This window comes from Bartonella sp. AA86SXKL (assembly GCF_042196885.1).
In genome coordinates this window covers 257743-276769 of sequence record NZ_JBHIRE010000001.1, presented here as the reverse complement: position 1 = coordinate 276769, position 19027 = coordinate 257743, and the positions used below count along the sequence as shown (strand labels likewise).

The window sequence follows — 19027 nt, the reverse complement described above, 5'->3', positions numbered from 1 at the left end:
TTGGGCCTATTTACATCTTTGTTGCTTTAAAAGATCCTTGTTGCACAGACAATAACAATTGCTGCAACAACTGTTGAATAGCAATATGTCTTTCAAGCTGCTTAACAAAATCCATTGAAACATCTTTTGCACTTTGGGGCAATGATTGCCATTCGCTCAAAGCCTTTTCGTAATCACCAGCTTGAATGGCAACTTCCATGCGTGCCGCAATAGCCCCCAGCGTTGTCCCTTCAACATTTCCAATCGGTCGCGAAACAATGAGCCCTTTTATCCACGCTAAAATTCGGTCAAAAAAACCAGCATCTGACGCAACAAGATTTTGCGTACCAACAATTGCATCAGCAACATGAGCAAAATCAACTGAAAGTTGTGCTGAACTTGGAAGACCCACAGTAGCTGTTTTTTGCAACACATCAAGTCCATTAATCGAAGGCGATAATTGCCGCAACAGCTTTAATTCATTATTATAAGATCCACCACGCTCTATAGCATTTTTTAATGAACTAATTGCAGTAAAGAGCGCGGTATCTATTTCTTTTTTCTCACTATTTTTAACAGCAGTTTCTTCCTGTAGTGCTTCTAACTGTTGTTTTAACGCAGCAAGATCATTTGCATTGCTCTGCCCAACAGACAAAGCCGTCTCTATCTCTTTCGACTTTCTAACAAAAGTTTGTACAGTTTCTTCAAGAGCTTTTACTTTTTCCTCTAAAATCGCAAAAGCTTTTTTGCTTTCTTCTTTCGATAGTTCATCATTTTTCGTTGTTTTAAACTGTTGTGATGAAAAAGAAGAAAACTCTGTTTTTAACGTATCAATTTCTTGAAAGACCCGCCTCAATTGTTCCTTTGTGTCTTCACCTTGACTTTTTGCGGCTTCAGCAATCTGCAAAGCTTTTTCTCCTCCAGCAGAATTTTCCACAAAAGGAGAAGGAAAAAAACCAGCCCATTGAAGCCCCATAAAAACTCCCAAAGCAATGAATCCTCCCAAAATCCCAGAAAGGGACAAGAAAAGCCAAGTTGTACTAGAGATACTTTTATCCTGACCTTGCATATTCTGTTTTTCTCGCGCATGAGATTCTACAGAATTATGGATTTTTTCCTCTGAATCATGGGGAACAGCTTCATGTTCAATAACTGGTTTCTTACGGCGCGTACCAGCATAATGTGGTTTAACTTTTGGTTTTGAAGAATCGACCATCTCTGTCACTTTTCGTGCACACTTTTTTTAATGATAAAATAATAAAATGAAAAAAGTTTTAAAAACGCAGCTTTTCTCAATAATATTTACAATTATCGCCTTTAATAGACAAGTTTTAAAAAAAACATTTGCATTTTATACTCGAAAATACAGCTTTATTTTTTAATCCATGATATCATAAAATTCAAAGAAAATGCCAAAACACATATTTTTCATAGAAAAATCAATTCTAAGAGAAATACTTTGCATCTTTTTCTGTTCATGGTACGCACGCAGGAAAGAAGCTTCAATATAAGGTTTTGTTTAAAATGCGTCTGCTGGGAATAGAAACAAGTTGTGATGAAACGGCAGCAGCTGTCATTGAGTATAACAATGAATCAAACAGCCAAATTCTTTCCAATGTTGTTTGGAGTCAAATTGATCACCATGCACCTTACGGCGGTGTTGTTCCTGAAATTGCTGCTCGTGCCCATGTTGAAGTTCTTGATCATTTAATTCTGCAAGCACTAACAGAAGCAAACACAAAATTAAAAGATATTGATGGCATTGCAGCCACCAGTGGACCTGGTTTGATAGGAGGATTGTTGGTAGGCGTTATGAGCGCAAAAGCACTCTCTCTTGCCACTGGCAAACCATTTATTGCGGTAAATCACTTAGAGGGACATGCTTTAACAGCTGTGTTAACGCACAACGTCAGCTTCCCTTATTTATTACTTTTAGTTTCAGGGGGTCATACACAAACAATCATTGTTCATGGAGTAGGCAACTACCAACGTTTAGGAACCACTATTGATGATGCATTAGGAGAAGCCTTTGATAAAACAGCAAAACTTTTAGGTCTTCCTTATCCTGGTGGACCAGCACTTGAAAAAGCAGCTTTATTTGGTGATAAAAATCGCATCCCTCTTCCACGTCCTTTAAAAGGTGAAAAACGATTAGATTTTTCTTTTTCAGGACTCAAAACTGCTGTTCGACAAGCCGCAACAGCCATAGCTCCTCTTACAGAAAATGATATTGCTGACATTGCCGCAAGTTTTCAAGCCGCCGTAACCGATACAGTACGTGATCGCGTTCACCTCGCTCTACAGCACTTTGCCCACCAATATCCTCTCTCTCATGATCAAGAAAAGCGTTCTCCTGCTTTGGTTGTCGCAGGCGGTGTTGCCGCAAACCAAGCCATTCGCTCTACGTTGCAAAAACTTGCCCATCAACATGGTTTTGAATTTATAGCCCCTCCTCTTTCCTTGTGTACCGATAATGCTGCAATGATTGCTTTTGCCGGTGCACAAAAACTCGTACGAGGAGAAACAAACTCTCTTGACATTGCACCCCGCTCACGCTGGCCATTAGATGAAAAAGCCCCGCCCTTGATCGGGATGGGACGCCGTGGAACAAAAGCATAATAAAATTGACGTCCTACACACATCTTAAAGAACGAAGATTTCTACTCAATCCGGTCTATAGATAGTCCGAATTCTCTATCGAGCAGATTCCACCTGCTTCCCACTCACACAATTCACTTAACCCAAAGATCGACACGTAAACCTAAATATTCACCACACATTCTTAAAAACTTCATGTTTCAAAAAACTACCTTATATCATTACACTTCAAATGACGGTATTTTACAGCATAATAAGATCTACTCTCTCCCACGAAGCATAGATATGAATGCCATTCGTTGACCTCATCATCTTTGATCATTTATTCGTTTCATTGTCATTGTAATCTTAAAGCTTTTTAGAACCAATTTTCTTAATTTTTTCCAACAAACTCTTATAGTAACCGCATTTCAAACCATAGCTGAAAAGATAAGCAAAGAGCAAAATACTTTTATACAACATGAAATATCAATGGAGCGTGTCTCTCTACTACACATTATTTTGAAACAAGAAAAAATAGATAATAGTCGTTCTTTACCCCATTTTAAAAATCATCGTTGATGGTATTACAAAGATGCTTATAAAAATGCATAACAGTCTATGAAAAAGGAGAACTCATGGCTTATTGGCTTTTTAAATCTGAACCCCATAAATGGTCATGGGAGATGCAAAAGAAAAAAGGAGCTGATGGCGAACAATGGGATGGTGTACGCAATTATCAAGCCCGTAACAATATGCGCGCTATGAAATATGGTGATAAAGGTTTTTTTTATCATTCAAATAAAGGTTTAGAAATTGTAGGAATTGTAGAAATATGTGCTGAAGCGCACCCTGATTCTACAAGCTCTGATCCACGCTGGGAATGTGTGGACATCCGTGCACTTTGTGACATGCCAACACCTGTTTCATTAAAACAAATTAAAGCCAATCCCAAACTAGCAAATATGGTGCTGGTCAAAGCCAGCCGCTTATCAGTGCAACCCGTAACAGAAGATGAATGGAAAGAAGTCTGTTTAATGGGCAACCTTAAGGAGGAAATGCTTTTATCTTAAAACAATAATTTTTATTCATTAACTCATATAAAAAGATGCTTCATAGCGCAGAAGAATAAGCTCAACACATCCTTCTGTTGAGGTATTCTCATGCTAAATGCATAAATATGATATTTTTCTTTGTCATTTTTTATCCTGCACTCTTTCTCAATACAGTCTCCTTCCAAATTACACAAAAAACCTCTTTATGATGCATCTTTTCGGCATTGCTAAAGGCAAAGCTTGCTCAACGATTATAATAAGCAACACCACGAACATAACACACAATCCCCTTCGCACACAAATGCAACAAAAAAACAAAACTGAACGTGGATAAAAACAATAAAAACGATCGTGAAGTTCTCCTAAACAGTGCATATGTGCTAAGTGTTGCACAATTCTCTTCACGCTTAAAAAACGCATCATATTGCGTGTTTATTGTTTTGCATGTTGGACGAGTGCACCTCATACCGCAGGATTCTCTCATTCCCAACCTGTTTTATATTGAATCAATCAAAAGCTATTGGCTTGCACATTCTAAGCGGAGAAAGTCCCATATAGATAAAAAACGTGAAAGAAAGCACTAAAAATTCCTCCTATGAATCGTCTCAAGTGCCAAGGACTGTCCGCAACACCCACGAGCTGGCAAAGTGAATGATAGTGCCAGCTTGTTTCTCCATAAGCGTAAAGATGATGACACTCAATAGCTAAAACACCTTCTAGAACATAAAAAACGCTTCCAACCAATACGTAAAATACTCTGCAGACGGAATACCTTCTTTTCAGCAAGCAACCATTAGAAATTATAAAAGTTTATTTTTTAGAAGCGTTCTTTTTTAATTTTCCTCTTTTAATTTTTCTTGCATGAAATCTCATTTTTCATGAAACTATATCAATCAGTGCATCAACATGCCTATAAGGAAAAACATGAACCACTATACTCTTTTAATCGTTGAAGACGATGATCTACGCCCCATTTTAGTAGAACAATTTCAAATGCATCAAGAGTTTAAAATTTTCCAAGCAAAAACAGCAGAAGCGGGAATGAGAATAATCCAAGAAGAAAATATTGATCTCACTATTTTGGGATTTCAACTTCCTGATCTTGATGGCTACAAAGCCGTTAAACAATTACGCACCCAAGGATTTCGTGCCCCCATTATCATGATAACAAATTATGATACAGACTGTGATAATATTTTAGATCTTGAAACAGGCGCCAATGATTATGTAACAAAACCCTTTCGCTTTGCGGTGCTATTAGCGAGAATTCGGGCACAGTTGCGCCAATATGAACAAAATGAAGACGCAACCTTTCATATTGGTCCCTATACTTTTAAACTAAGACAAAAACTTCTTCTTGATCAATGCAACAATAAAATCTGTCTCACAGAAAAAGAAGCAGCGATCCTTAAATGTCTCTATCATGCCAATGATAAAATTGTCAGCCGTGAAACATTGTTAGAACAAGTTTGGGGATATAATGAAAATATTATCACCCATACTTTAGAAACCCATATCTATCGTTTGCGACAAAAAATCGAAAACGATCCGTCCAATGCGCAAATTCTCATAACAGATCAAAATGGTTACCGTTTAAATCTTTAATTCGAGATTTTCTGTTTCAAAAATAATTTTAATATCCTAAATGAAAACAGAAACGAGATGAAAAAACTTCACGTATAATTCGAATGCTATTACATATACATAGAACTTACTCTTATCTGTACTCTTATGACAAAATATATAACATTATGAATAAAAAACGAAATATTCCAACATGAGAACCAAAAACAAAAATGCTTTCAACCCTCACGATATACTTTGTAACTTCTGTTTCACATGCTTTTGTTCTTTCTAAAGTTTTTAATATGTTTCGCATATAAATAATCGTGATATCTTTTAGCAACATTCTTGATCATAACTATCATCTTTAGATGAGTGCTATTTATGATTATTTTTTCAGAAAAACCGCTCCACGCACTGCTTTATCTCACATTCACTAGCCTAAATTGAGAGATGTTTTTTATCTTTATAATTTTCTTCTATTCTTTATGATTTTATCTCCTCTTAAGAGGTTATATAATTAATGATATAACGCTAAATGTTTATCCTAACGATAAAGCCACTGAGCACCACCATCTTTACGTTTATAAAAGAATAAGCCAGCACCATCACACACTTATGTTAGATCTAGATGTTGCAGAGGAGCCCTTGATACTTGAGATGGTTCATAAGAAGCATTTTAATCCTTCCTTGTACAGTTTTTAACCACCATAAACCATATTATGCAAGATCCCTTGGATCTCTGCTATTTTTACGAAGATACCAGTATTTTTTTCTTTTAAAATGTTTCCACTATTCATGAAATATGGTTCGGTATATAGATACTTGAGATTTTTATTCACATACCAATTCCACATATTAATGTACAAAAGAATATTTTTAAACTGTAAATGCAAAAAATTGAAATAAGAGAATCCTTCTATACTTGCGGTTCTTATGACAATGACAAAATGATTAATTATCTTTATAAATTAAAATATTTCTTGTCTGTGGCGATAAAGCAGGAATAAAAATACGTCGCGACTGACGACGCTGTACGAGCAAACCCTGATAAACACGTTTTTGTGCCTGACACATTAAGAGTCCACCAAAATAAGGCAAAAGATAGCGAGCAAATGGCTCGTAAAAAAATGAGAACAACCGCGAAAAATACCCCGTAGAGGGCATATAGTGTACAATTTCTTGTATTGGCCCAGAAACAAAATTTGTTTTTTCGAACAAACGAGTAATTTGTTGCCGACTATAGGGTTCGCCATAACCAAAGGGTGTAGTAATATTGCGCGCCCAAAAGCCAGAGCGATTAGGTACAATAACGATCAAGTGGCCATTAGGTGCTAAAACACGCCATATTTCATTCAACGTTTCAAATGAATTTTCTGTATATTCTAATGCATGTACTAATAAAATACAGTCAACTGACGCATCAGGAAGCGGCAAATCTTCTTCAAAAACAAGCGCTGTAGCAACTTGCTCAGAACAAGGCCAAGGCGAAACACCCTGAGCAGCAGGCATAAAAGCAAAACATTGTTGGGCACGTTCACGCAATGTAGAAAGATAAGGAAGTGCATAACCCAATCCCATAATCCGTTTATCCGTAAGATCAGGCCACCATAAATTCAATTGGTCACACAGCGTCTTTTGCACACGTAGTCCAAGTGCAGAAGCATAAAAATCTTTCAGCGTAACGATATCCAACTCAACATACCATGTAGAAACAAATTTCAAACATTACAGATTTTCATATACCAAACCTATATGGACTTCTGCTTTTTTTCCGCAATAGCGAACATTTCAATATTGCATATTTTAAACTTAAATGATTAAAAAATCAGTACAACAGGATGATTATTGCCTTACAAGCACTTTAATCATTTTTTTGGAGATAAACCCCATAGAGATTCTTCATACACTGTTTTTGACATCAATTAAGAAAAAAACCAACACTGGTTAATTAAAATGAAGCAATCTTTCAAGATAGTTTTTTTCTTCTTCTGAAAGATGCTCTTTACCAAGACGTTTGCGAATTTCATCCAAAATCTGCCGCGTACGCATTTGATCACTTTCTTGTGGTAGTGCCTCGCCTTCTTGTTCTTCATCTGTTTTTGAAGAAAGTGGACGTCCTAACGGATCTTTAGGACCAGAATCAGCATTTTGCTCATCTCCCGTTTCTTTAAGTGTTTCGCGCATTTTTTTCAAAACATTTTGTGCACCTTGCCTCAAAGATTCCAAAGCATCAGACTGATTTTGTATAGATACCTGATGATTTCCATTATCAAGCGCATTTTCCGCAGAATTCATTTTTTCTTCTGCCCTTTTCAATGCGCCCCCTGTTTCAAATCCTCGTTCTGATAATTCTTTTTCTAATGTTGATAATTCAGATTGCAATTCAGCTTGACGTTTTTTTAAAGATTTTTTTTGTGTTTCCGGTATATTTTCTCCGCGTTTTTGTTCCATCTCTAACTGATGTGTTTCATTGAGAATTTCTTGCTGACGACGCATTAAATCTCCAAGCTGGTCCATCTTTTCTTTCATTTGTGCAGATTGGCTTTTTTCTCCCTCATTTTGATTGCCTTTTTGCACATGCAAATGATCAAGCGTCTGTTCAACTTCCGCCAAGAGTTGTTCAGCTGCTAAAGAAGAGCCTGTTTTAGCCATTTCCTCAATTAAATTTAGCTTTTCTTGTAATGTAGCTTCAGAAAGATTAGGACTTTTTGAGCTTTTAGAATTTTTAGAAACTTGACTATCCGGTGCTTTTTCAGCCAAAGCACGAATATACTCATCCATAGCTTGACGTAAATCTGCCATAAGCCGTTCAATTTCTGCCGCTGAAGCACCGTAACGCAATGCATCACGTAAAGCAGCTTGTGCTTGTTTTAACTTTTTTTGCACGGATTCAAGTTGATTGCCTTCAATACCCAAAGCAATTTGCCATAAATAATCCACCACATCGCGCAAATCCTCGTCTGTTTGTGCTAAAGAAAGTCTTGTCCACGCACTTTGTAGAACAATAAAATGCGATGCATTTTGCAACCCCTTTTCTGGACGCACAAGCAAAGCAGAAAGCATATCAAGTACCCGCTCTCGCGCTAAAGGATTAAGAGCTAATAAACGACGCAGTTCAACCACTGCGCGTGCAACAGGATTCGAAAAAACACACTGTGGTAATATCATAACAAAAGTTTTGCTACGCCCTTTCTGCCCCGCACCATCTTCTGCCACCAAAGTAATTTTGACTTGCGAACCCGCCCATGGATGCGCTGATATATCCTGCACCATTCGCATTTTCCCCTTTCCACCACGCGGAAGAAGAAGCTCTATTTCCGGAGCATTATAAAGAGAAGAAGCACTTTTATTCTGAGGAAGAAAAGGCTCTATTTCAACAAAAGCCTTTGTCACACCATAATCATCATCCACCACATATCGTAACTCCAATGATCCTGTTAAAATCCTCCCTGGTTTTTCCAACCAATGAATTGTTGGAAGCGTGTCCTTAATTATCTGCAAGTGCCATTGCTGTTTTTTACGACGTGATGATACAAATAAATTTATTGAATGCTTTAAATGTGTTTCAAAATGAACAATTGGATCATTCAAAGCTGTTTGTTCCGTTTTCTCTGAAAACGAAACTTCCCTCCCATCTTCTACAGATTTTGCTTTTACTGTAATGCCAGCCCCATTGACAACACGCACAACAACATTACTCCCTTCAGGGATTTCTAGTTGTGTTTTCTCATCTTTTGTCAAATAAATCGGTGCCACACCGGTATAAGCAGGTGGTGTTACCCAAGCATCAATCCGCATGAGTTTTTCATCAACGACAGGACGAAAATCAAAGGCATCAGCCAAACGCCCCCCTTGTGAACCAAAAGAAAAACTAAAAGCGCACACAAAAAGAAGAGCACACAAAGCCCTCAAAGCCAAAGGATCATAATCCGCACTATTAAGAGAGATAAATCCCGTTTTTAAATGGTATAATTGCTTTGCCATTCGGCGTTGATGTTCACGCCAAATAACAGCACTAAAATCTTCATCATTTTCAGAACATAAACGATCTGTCTGAATATTCAAAGGCTGATGTCTAAGATCATTGACGCGTTCAAGGCGGCAATTTACTTCCCGCATTGTGGGAAACCGAAAACGAATAAGAAAAAATAAACTCGCCCCAGCACAAATAAGTATAACCCCAAGTAAGAGCAAATGTGACCAATAGCCCCAAATACCAAAAAGTCCCAACCAGCTAAACGAACAAAAGAGACTAAGAACGAGGAAAAATGGCAACAACCGTACCCACATCCGTTCAAATGAAAGGATCCCCCACATCAAAATGCGCACACACAAAAGCTTCATTGCAAAACCTTTGATGTTTTTATTTTTCATAAACAAGCATTTATCCCCTTTTATCGTGGTGCATTAAGATCATAAACCCCATACAAAACAATTTCTAGAAAATAAATTGTTTCATCAAAGTTTAGTAAAAATAAGACCCAAAATATTTAATAATGCTCAATCTAATTTGGGCTCAATCCAATCTGGAATATGATCACAGCCTATCAATTGTGCATAATCAAGGCGTGGACGAATGACTGCATAACGCGTATCCTGAACCAGAACTTCCGGCACCAAAAGTCGACTATTATAAGTGCTTGCCATCACTGCGCCATAAGCCCCTGCTCCTGTTAACATCAAAACATCACCCGCTTTCAACACTGGTAAAGAACGTTCCAAGCCTAAATAATCACCAGTTTCACAAATAGGACCAACAATATCAGCATTAATCAGAGGGGCATCTACTGGTGTTTTTTTCACTGGCATTACATTTTGCCACGCATCATAAAGCGTTGGACGCATGAAATCATTCATCGCCGCATCAACAATAACAAAATTTCGTCCTTCCCCCTTTTTTAAATACACAACCGATGTTACCAATACACCGGCTTCACCAACAATACTACGCCCAGGTTCTAGGATAATATTGATCCCTAAAGGCGCAATATGTTTCTTTACCAGTGCTGCATACTCAAAAGGAGAAGGTACTGGATGCTGCTCATAACCATAAGGAATACCAAGCCCACCCCCAATATCGATATGGGTTATCGCATAACCATTATTCCATAATTGACGCACAAAATCTGCAACAATAACAAATGCATCTTCAAACGGTTTTAAATCACAAATTTGACTGCCAATATGGAGATCAACACCACACACATGAAGACCGGGCAATTGGGCTGCTTTTTTATATGCATCACCCGCCAAAGACAGTGGAATACCAAATTTATTCTCAGACTTACCTGTTGTAATTTTCTTGTGAGTCTTAGCATCCACATCAGGATTAATGCGTAAAGAAATACGAGCCGTTTTTGAAAGCGCAGCAGCCCGCGCCGATAATTGTTCAAGTTCTGGCTCTGATTCAACGTTAAAACAATAAATATCTTGTGCAAGAGCAAAATCTATTTCTCTCACTGTTTTACCAACACCAGAATAAACAATATTCTGCGCAGGAATACCAACAGCAAGTGCACGCCGTAATTCCCCTTCTGAGACCACATCAGCTCCCGCTCCATTGTTAGCTAAAAGTTGTAAAACTGCTTGATTGGAATTCGCTTTAACCGCATAAGCAATTAAACTCGGCATATCATGAAATGCATTCTGATAATCTTTAAAATGTGCAACGATTGCGCTAGCTGAATAACAATAGAAAGGTGTTCCAACTTCCCGCGCAAGTTCCAAAAGAGAAAGACCTTCAGCGTGAAGCACACCCTGATGATAAGAAAAAAAACGCATAAAAATTCCTATTGTATTAACCGATCAAGAATAAAAGGTTTATCTGTTTTGCCTTGAGAAACAAAAGTTCCTTGTGAAGAATTCACTCCTGTTGAAGGAGGTAACTCTAATGACCCTTTACGCCCACACCCAACAATACCCAAGCCCCCCAAAAGGACAATCACCAACCCCTTTAATATAATTTTCATTTGTCCTCTTTCCTCATCTCGATTTCTTTTTTACCTTTAAAATACAATCACTCAAGCGCTCACGAGACGCTTTTTCCAATACGCAATTTGCCGAAGAACCTCTGAAGGCGCTGTTCCTCCAAAGCTTTTACGACTTTCAACAGATTTTTCAACGGTCAAAACATCAAAAAGTGTCGCATTGATATCAGGACAAATTGCTTGAAGTTCATCTAATGATAAATCATGAAGGCGACACTGTTTTTTTTCTGCCAATGCCACAGCACACCCTGTGATGTGATGTGCTTTGCGAAAAGGAATCCCTAAATTGCGTACAAGCCAATCCGCAAAATCTGTAGCTGTTGCATACCCTAAATCCGCTGCTTGTTTCATGGCTTTTTTACTCACTTTCAAATCAGCAATCATCCCTGTCATTGCTGCTAGTGATAATTCCAAACTCAAAGCCCCATCAAACACATATTCCTTATCTTCTTGCATATCCTTTGAATAAGCAAGCGGTAATCCTTTCATCACCGTTAACAATCCCATAAGTGCACCATTCAATCGACCTGCTTTCGCTCGTACTAACTCTGCCGCATCAGGATTTCTCTTTTGTGGCATAATGGAAGACCCTGTTGAAAAAGCATCTGATAAATGAATAAAACAAAACTGTGCACTTGACCAAAGAACAATTTCTTCCGCCAATCGCGAAAGATGTGTTGCACAAAGAGCGCCAGCGCTTAAAAATTCCAATGCAAAGTCACGATCTGAAACACTATCAATTGAATTGCGTGTAGGTTCCCGAAAGCCTAGCGCTTTTGCTGTCATAAAACGGTCAATTGGAAAGCCTGTCCCCGCTAAAGCAGCCGCCCCTAAAGGCGATTCATTCATTCGCTCAACAGCATCACGCATCCGCGATAAATCTCGACCAAACATTTCAACATAAGCCATCATATAATGACCCAATGTTACGGGTTGAGCCAATTGTAAATGCGTAAAGCCTGGCATAAAGGTATCAACATGTTGTTCTGCGCGAATAAGTAATTGCTCTATCAATCCTTTTAAAGCTTGTGCTATTTTTTGCGTTGCTTCACGTACCCACAAGCGAAAATCAACAGCAACTTGATCATTGCGTGAACGCGCCGTATGCAAACGTCCTGCTGCAGGACCAATCAACGCACTCAACCGCGCTTCAATATTCATATGAATATCTTCAAGCTTTCGTGAAAAAACAAATTTACCGTCTTCAATTTCTTGGCGAATAAGTTTCAAACCATGAACAATTTTTTCATAATCTGATTGTGAAATGATTTTCGTTTGCGCTAACATAGCTGCATGAGAAAGAGAACCTTCAATATCTTGTCGATAAAGTTTTTGATCAAAATCAATAGAGGCATTAATTTCTTCCATAATTGCAGCAGGACCTGCCGCAAACCGACCACCCCACATTTGGTTCTTTAACTTCTCATCTGTCATATTCTGAAAACACCCATCCAAAGGACAAAATTATGATTTTTCAAATTTTCATCAGCGAAAAAAACAATAAAAAAAGGCAACTCTCCCTTGCATTCTTTATCATTGCACTGAGTTTATACGCAACCATAAACTACGATACCAAAAGAGAGTTTTTTCTTTTCAATTTCATTTCAGCAGCACAAGCACAAGAAATAAACATTAATAAAGCACGAGCAGAAAAAATGATGGCGATACGAAAAGCAGCAAAAGGCTTTTTTAGCCACATACGATTTGCTGATACGCTCTCAGATATGAACAAACTCTCTTTCAAGGATATTCAAGGAAAAGAGCGCACACTCAGCGAATTTACCGGAAAACCAATGCTGGTCAATCTATGGGCTATTTGGTGTGCACCTTGCCGCACAGAAATGCCTGAACTTGCGCAATTAAAACGTGAATTAGGTGGAGAAAACTTTGATGTCATAGCTATTAATATCGATAAAACTGCTTCTCCTGAAAAAATTCAGCAATTTTTACAGAATCTTCATTCAGACAATTTGCTTTACTATCGCGATGAAACAATGGATATTTTCAACAATGTTAGAAAACAGGGGCTCGCTTTAGGACTCCCCATTACATTGCTCATTGATAAAGAAGGATATCTCATTGCTTCTTTCAATGGTGCAGCTCCATGGGCCAATGACGATGCCAAAGCACTTATAAAAGCAATCATTAAAGAAGCCCTATAACTTTAATAACCGCGTCTTTTTAAACGTTGTATAACAATATCCAGTGCTGACAAAAAAGCAGAACGGTCTTTACGAGAAAAAGGACGGGGACCACCTATTATACTACCCTGTCCACGCAAATCTTCCATCAAATTGCGCATCGCCAAAGCCTGACCAATTGAATTTACATCAAAAATACGCCCCGTTGGCGAAAGACAAAAACCCCCAGCTTGCACAACCCGCGCTGCTAAAGGAATATCACTGGTAATAACGATACTTGCCTCATGCACATGTTCTACGATCCAATCATCAGCACCATTGAATTCACCAGCAACGACCACTCTTTCAATGAGTGCTTCATCTGGAAGGGACAAAGAACGATTTGCCACAACAAATGTCTTAAGCTGATAACGATTCATCACACGATAAACTTCATCTTTTACGGGACAAGCATCTGCATCAATCAACAAAGTGATAGCAGGCTTTATTGGGATACTCATACCTTGGCTTTCAAGTAATAATAAACTCTTTCATTCATCTGAATGTTGCAAATCCTTGCGATAAAACATTATCGCCGCGTTTATTTCTCCTCCCAAAATAAAAATTGCACTCAATATGTAGAGAAAAATAATAGCAACCATAATAGATGCCAACCCTGCATAGGTAGAAATATAATCAAACATCGTTAAATATTGCGCAAAAGCGATAGAAGCCATAAACCATATAAACATTGTCACCACTATTCCTGGTAAAATATCTATAAATTTCCGCCGCCCTGCTGGAAGCCATTTATGAACAATCAAAAGACTGATAAACAAAATAATGATTGCAACTGTATAACGCCATACACGAATAGCAGCAATATATTCAGTCATAAAAAAAGAATGATTTTGCATAATTTTGATCAACAAAGGCGCCAGAATCAATAAAAAGCTAATCACAACAAGACCAACAGCTCCAAGGATTACAAAAAACAGACTTTGAAAACGACAAAACAACAAACTCCGTCGATCAGTAACACGGTAAGCTTTATTTAAAGCCGTACGCAAAGCCTCTATCCCATTAGAAGCAAAATAAGCCGCTCCAATGACAGAAAGCGTCAACACACCTCCTCGATGAATGGTTAAAACATTGACAATTTCCTGAGATAAAGGCTCTGCGATAACATCAGGCAATAACTGCACCAGTGCTTTAATTTTTTGCGGTGTATAGGTAAAAGCACCTAGAAAACGAGCAAACGATGTTCCAAAAATAAAAAAAGGGAAAAATGCTAAAAGCCCCGATAGCGCAACATGGCTTGCAAAAGCACTCCCATTATCACGCCAATAATGACTTACTGCGTCACCCAAAATACGATAGCTATACCAAAAGATATTTTTTAACAAAACTCAATACTTTCTGGTAAAACTCTTCCTCAGTCTATTTCAAGTTTTATAAAAATCATCAAAGCTCTGCAAATAAACATTTTGCAATGTTGCAATATAACGGTCAATAATCAATACGGTCAAGCCCGACTTTATACCAAAACAAAAACAATAACCCACTCTATGAAGTTCTACAACAACCTCATTTTTTGTTACTTCTACAGATCAGTAACCTCTTCTGTACATTATATGCCCTATAGAGAGCTAAGCAAGATGATCGTGCACACATAAAACCTTTTAAAGTCATGGTTATCTGTATCGGAGCAATCGTCACTCTTTTTTATTGCAATCTATGACTGAATAAAGAAAAAACTTCTTATCGATTTCTAGAAAAAACCAACGAAATTCAACAAAAACCCCTTGCTTTTATTCACCCTTTTTTAGAAACACTCTGACGTCCAAAATCAGGAGCATCAATTTCCTGTCCAGCATCAATAATATTGCGACGTACAGCACGCGTACGTGTAAAAAAGTTAAACAGTGTCTCACCATCTCCTAAATGAATTGCCCGTTCTAAAAAAGCAAGCCCCTCACTAAAACGGCTCAACATTTCTAAAATAGCATCCTTATTATGCAAACAAATATCTCGCCACATAACGGGATCAGAAGATGCTAAACGCGTAAAATCACGAAAACCGGAAGCGGAATAAGCAATTACTTCCGAATTTGTTACTTTTTCTAAATCACTCGCTGTCCCAACAGTATTATACGCAATCAAATGGGGTAAATGTGAAACAATAGCCAAAACAAGATCATGATGCTTAGGTTCCATCTTTTCGACACGCGCACCACAAGCTTCCCAAAACGCTGTTAATTGTGCGACAGCAGCAGCATCGCTATCCGCAAAAGGCGTTAAAATACACCAACGATTCATAAATAAATCAGCAAAACCAGCATCCGGTCCTGAATATTCCGTTCCAGCAATTGGATGCCCTGGAATAAAATGAACCGTTTTTGGCAATAAAGGTGCCATTTCCGCAATAACCAACGCTTTCGTAGAACCAACATCACTCACAATCGCTCCAAGTTTTAAATGATCACGAATGGTTTTTGCCACTTCTGCACTAGCCCCAACAGGAACAGAAAGAATAACCAAATCTGCTCCTTCAACAGCTTTTGTATTATCTGTCGTATAAAAGTCCCCAAGCTCCAATTCACGCGCTCTTTTCAGGGTTTCTGGACGACGTGTTGCAATAGAAATCTGAGCCGCAAGATTTTTCTTTTTAATCACTCTTGCTAAAGAAGACCCAATCAGACCGATCCCAATGAGTGCTATTTTTTCAAACTGAATATGGAGCATCTTTCACCTTCAAAGATTCTTTGCAAATGGCAATAAAGACTAATTGTAAAATCACAATTTTCTTGTTTGTTTGTTCAAGAGTTATGCGTAAAACATTAAAAAATGACAACTAGGGAATAAAGAATAACGCAGTTTACCAATTATCACCTGCGCAAGCTGACAACAGATCACTTTACCTAGAAAACACATAAAAAATAAATGACGAGAAATCTAACATCACGCTCTAAAACTCCCTCTTAATTACTGATCAAAGCGCATCACCGAAACAAAATAAAATGCACTCTCAATGAGGATAACAACGACTCTACATAAAATCCCATCAGTTTACTTTATCTTACTAATTTTACTCACAAAAAAACACATCAAAAGCGTAAGCAGACACTAGCTCTTCTCCAATTATCCCGATACGTTCATTAATTTGTACATCAGACCTATATAAAAACGTATTAAGCCTCCACCTACAACAACAACATAAGTTTCGCGAATATTGAAAACACCGTAAAACAACGCATACCAAAAGATACCATTAAAAACATTTTCCTCTCCAGATTCCGGATACCATAAATCAAATAAATATGAGAAAAACACGACCTCTCAATAAAGAAAAAGTTTGATAATAAAAACACCGAATATCCCTTTAATGGAATCACACCCCTCACGTAAAACAGAACGCCCTAAATAGAATAGATTTGGATTACAAATTCATGCGTTTGTTTTAAAAAGGCATCTCGCTCTCTAGCCTATCTCACGACAGTGTTCGTAAATGTTATAACTATAAATCTATTAAGCACGACCCTCTTCACACTTAATAAAACACTATCATTATATTTTCCTACCCCCAATGTTGCAAAAAACCTTGGAATTTGAGAGCATTCATAAGAGGCATTTTAGTGCTTTCTTGCACAATTTTTATCCACACGCCCCCACTTATGACGTGCAAAAGACATTGTTCTGATTGATTCAATATGAAAAATAATAAATTATTAATAATAAACAATGGCTAGCTCTGTTTATGAGACACATTCATTGCTAAGATAATCATCTCTATATCAAACATAAAAGTTTCCCCATAGGTGTTGTCATTTTCATCATAATCTATTTTGACTTTCTCCTCATCCCACGAAGATTCTTAATTCATACCAATCTGCAAATAATTCATTTTCTTGTCTAAAAGATTCCTCTGGCTCACTATTTTATGTGATTCAATTAATCTATAATACATTGATTTATAAAAATAATACTTTTTTCAATTTGAATCATAACTTCGAATACTGTAAAATTCTTCCATCACAAACCCTCTTATCAATTAAAATCTCTTGTCTACACATCACAAGAAGACATGTGAGCAAAAATGATGAAAAACGCTTTCTAATGCTAAAAACTGTAGCAACATTAGAGGCTAGCAAAGTATATAATGAGTGTCGACTTGCACTTTTATTAAGCATAAAGATAGAGTTGCTCTATGGGTTTTATATTCTTCACAAGGAACTTTACTTCTACACCATTCATAAACACCGCCGCAAAATAGATATGACGCGCATTGAAAAATATTTCTAAGAAAGCGTATGAATCTACCATACAAGTGTCTTCTGTTGTTTGAGATACTCTTTTTTACACGGGGGTGTTACTCCATTAAGACTCTATGAACCAACCTAATATTCACCAAATACCCACACAAAAAAACATCGAACACATAAAATTTGATATGGGCCTCGTATCACTACCCTAAAAAACAGTATTTTACGACACAACAAAATAATAAAACTGTTTCAAAATGGCCTTTTGAAAATAAACTATTTCTTTTGAAGAAAAATTTCTATCAAGCTTTCAAGCTCCTAAAATACATCCTCAAAAATACAAGTTCCCTCAACCTCTACTTGATAGCATAACAGTTTTAATTACTGAAAATACCTCTGTGGTATACCAAAAATAAAAAATCATTATATTTCTAGGCTGTTAAGCTGCCATCTGGCGTCGTGCAATAATTGTAAGCCCTAACAAAACTTGACGAATGATAGCTTCGCCCAAAAGTGGATTTTTACGACTGTCTAAAACAGCACTCTGAATTCTTTCCATTGCATAAGAAATTTGTTCTAACTTCCAATATTTTAAAGCTTGTTCAACGATCTTTTTCCGTTGAAAAAAAATGGGAGGACGTGCCTGAGAAACCACCGTAAAAGGTGAATTTCCTTCAACCTCTACCTGATAACGCAATAGCTGTAATTGCTGAAAATGCCTTTGAGCTGTACTCAAAATTAAAAAAAGTGCCCCCTGCACTGCTGCATGTCGGTTAAAATGCGCTTCAAAGCCTGATATATCGCCCAATAAAAGAGCATCAATGACTTCATCTTGAGAAAGAGCACTGACATCGCTTACAACAGCTTTCACATCTTCAAGAGTAATACGAACATTTGCAGCATAAAGACAAAGCTTTTCTAATTCACCTCGTGATACAAGGCGATCCGCCCCTAAACATTCATGCAACCATCTACGTGCATCTAAAGAAAGAGTCTTCTTAAACTGTCCTAAAACCTCATCAATCAAACCGTCAAGAGAACGCATATCATCGGCAAAACAGGGCAAAGCCATCGCTTTTGATGCTGTTTCAACAGCATTGCGCAACCCTGTTCCTTTTTTTAAATCCCCTGCCTCAATGAGAATAAAACAAGCTTCTGGTGGTTTCTCAATTAAAAGCTTTAAGGCAGCAAGAAAACCTTTTTGGTTAGCAGCATTAGAGATCCATATCAAACGATCTCCCCCAAAAAGCGATAACGTACGCGCTTCATTTTCTAAACGTGCAGGATCTTTATCAATTTCAGCAGCATCCAAACGAATTGTCGAAAATGGATCTTCTATTGCTACCCGTGTAAGTTTTGCAAAACATTGTGCACGCTCACAAATAAGACCACGATCTGGCCCATAAATGAGAACAATAGGAAAAGCACGTGAAAAGCGCATTAGAAACTGATCAACTTCATGTGCTTTTTTCTGAGCCACA

The 19027-nt window shown here is 37.6% G+C and carries 14 protein-coding genes; 4 read left to right on the top strand and 10 right to left on the bottom strand.

Features of this window, described 5'->3' with window-relative positions; all coding sequences use genetic code 11:
• Positions 1-10: 10 nt before the first annotated feature.
• Complete coding sequence (locus ACFIO5_RS01035) at positions 11-1195, bottom strand: COG4223 family protein (RefSeq protein ID WP_375671991.1); 1185 nt, start codon at positions 1193-1195, stop codon at positions 11-13.
• A gap of 308 nt (positions 1196-1503) precedes the next feature.
• Here ACFIO5_RS01035 and tsaD point away from each other — a divergent pair, with 308 nt between their 5' ends.
• The 3 genes from tsaD (at position 1504) to ACFIO5_RS01020 (ending at position 5216) form a co-directional block, all read left to right on the top strand.
• Positions 1504-2598, top strand: coding sequence for a tRNA (adenosine(37)-N6)-threonylcarbamoyltransferase complex transferase subunit TsaD (tsaD, locus tag ACFIO5_RS01030; RefSeq protein WP_375671992.1), 1095 nt, complete (start codon positions 1504-1506; stop codon positions 2596-2598).
• 596 nt (positions 2599-3194) lie between these two features.
• Complete coding sequence (locus tag ACFIO5_RS01025) at positions 3195-3629, top strand: EVE domain-containing protein (protein ID WP_375634332.1); 435 nt, start codon at positions 3195-3197, stop codon at positions 3627-3629.
• A gap of 906 nt (positions 3630-4535) precedes the next feature.
• Positions 4536-5216, top strand: coding sequence for a response regulator transcription factor (locus tag ACFIO5_RS01020; protein WP_375633600.1), 681 nt, complete (start codon positions 4536-4538; stop codon positions 5214-5216).
• Positions 5217-6128: 912 nt separating this feature from the next.
• Here the strand turns inward: ACFIO5_RS01020 and ACFIO5_RS01015 are convergent.
• The 5 genes from ACFIO5_RS01015 to argH all read right to left on the bottom strand — a co-directional run bounded on the left by ACFIO5_RS01015 (position 6129) and on the right by argH (position 12598).
• Positions 6129-6899 carry a class I SAM-dependent methyltransferase gene (locus tag ACFIO5_RS01015; protein WP_375632423.1) on the bottom strand — a complete coding sequence of 257 codons (771 nt, stop codon included), beginning with the start codon at positions 6897-6899 and terminating at the stop codon, positions 6129-6131.
• Between the two features lie 222 nt (positions 6900-7121).
• Entirely contained in the window at positions 7122-9551 is a 2430-nt protein-coding gene (locus ACFIO5_RS01010) for a TIGR02302 family protein (RefSeq protein WP_375676947.1), read from the bottom strand.
• 126 nt (positions 9552-9677) lie between these two features.
• Positions 9678-10958 carry a diaminopimelate decarboxylase gene (gene lysA, locus ACFIO5_RS01005; RefSeq protein WP_375634328.1) on the bottom strand — a complete coding sequence of 427 codons (1281 nt, stop codon included), beginning with the start codon at positions 10956-10958 and terminating at the stop codon, positions 9678-9680.
• Positions 10959-10966: 8 nt separating this feature from the next.
• A complete protein-coding gene (gene lptM / locus ACFIO5_RS01000) occupies positions 10967-11146 on the bottom strand; it encodes an LPS translocon maturation chaperone LptM (RefSeq protein WP_375618333.1) in 180 nt (59 codons plus the stop codon).
• 51 nt (positions 11147-11197) lie between these two features.
• Positions 11198-12598, bottom strand: coding sequence for an argininosuccinate lyase (argH, locus tag ACFIO5_RS00995; RefSeq protein WP_375633603.1), 1401 nt, complete (start codon positions 12596-12598; stop codon positions 11198-11200).
• Positions 12599-12630: 32 nt separating this feature from the next.
• On the opposite strand from argH, the gene ACFIO5_RS00990 reads away from it, so the two are divergent.
• Positions 12631-13326 carry a TlpA disulfide reductase family protein gene (locus ACFIO5_RS00990; protein WP_375634325.1) on the top strand — a complete coding sequence of 232 codons (696 nt, stop codon included), beginning with the start codon at positions 12631-12633 and terminating at the stop codon, positions 13324-13326.
• A gap of 2 nt (positions 13327-13328) precedes the next feature.
• Here ACFIO5_RS00990 and ACFIO5_RS00985 read toward each other — a convergent pair whose 3' ends face one another.
• The 4 genes from ACFIO5_RS00985 to holA form a co-directional block, all read right to left on the bottom strand.
• Positions 13329-13805 carry a YaiI/YqxD family protein gene (locus ACFIO5_RS00985; protein ID WP_375634323.1) on the bottom strand — a complete coding sequence of 159 codons (477 nt, stop codon included), beginning with the start codon at positions 13803-13805 and terminating at the stop codon, positions 13329-13331.
• A gap of 30 nt (positions 13806-13835) precedes the next feature.
• A complete protein-coding gene (locus tag ACFIO5_RS00980; RefSeq protein ID WP_375633605.1) occupies positions 13836-14690 on the bottom strand; it encodes a YihY/virulence factor BrkB family protein in 855 nt (284 codons plus the stop codon).
• 409 nt (positions 14691-15099) lie between these two features.
• The gene (locus ACFIO5_RS00975) at positions 15100-16029 is read right to left on the bottom strand and encodes a prephenate/arogenate dehydrogenase family protein (RefSeq protein ID WP_375634321.1); all 930 of its coding nucleotides are present in this window, start codon (positions 16027-16029) and stop codon (positions 15100-15102) included.
• 1956 nt (positions 16030-17985) lie between these two features.
• Positions 17986-19026 carry a DNA polymerase III subunit delta gene (holA, locus tag ACFIO5_RS00970; protein ID WP_375633607.1) on the bottom strand — a complete coding sequence of 347 codons (1041 nt, stop codon included), beginning with the start codon at positions 19024-19026 and terminating at the stop codon, positions 17986-17988.
• Position 19027 lies beyond the last annotated feature (1 nt).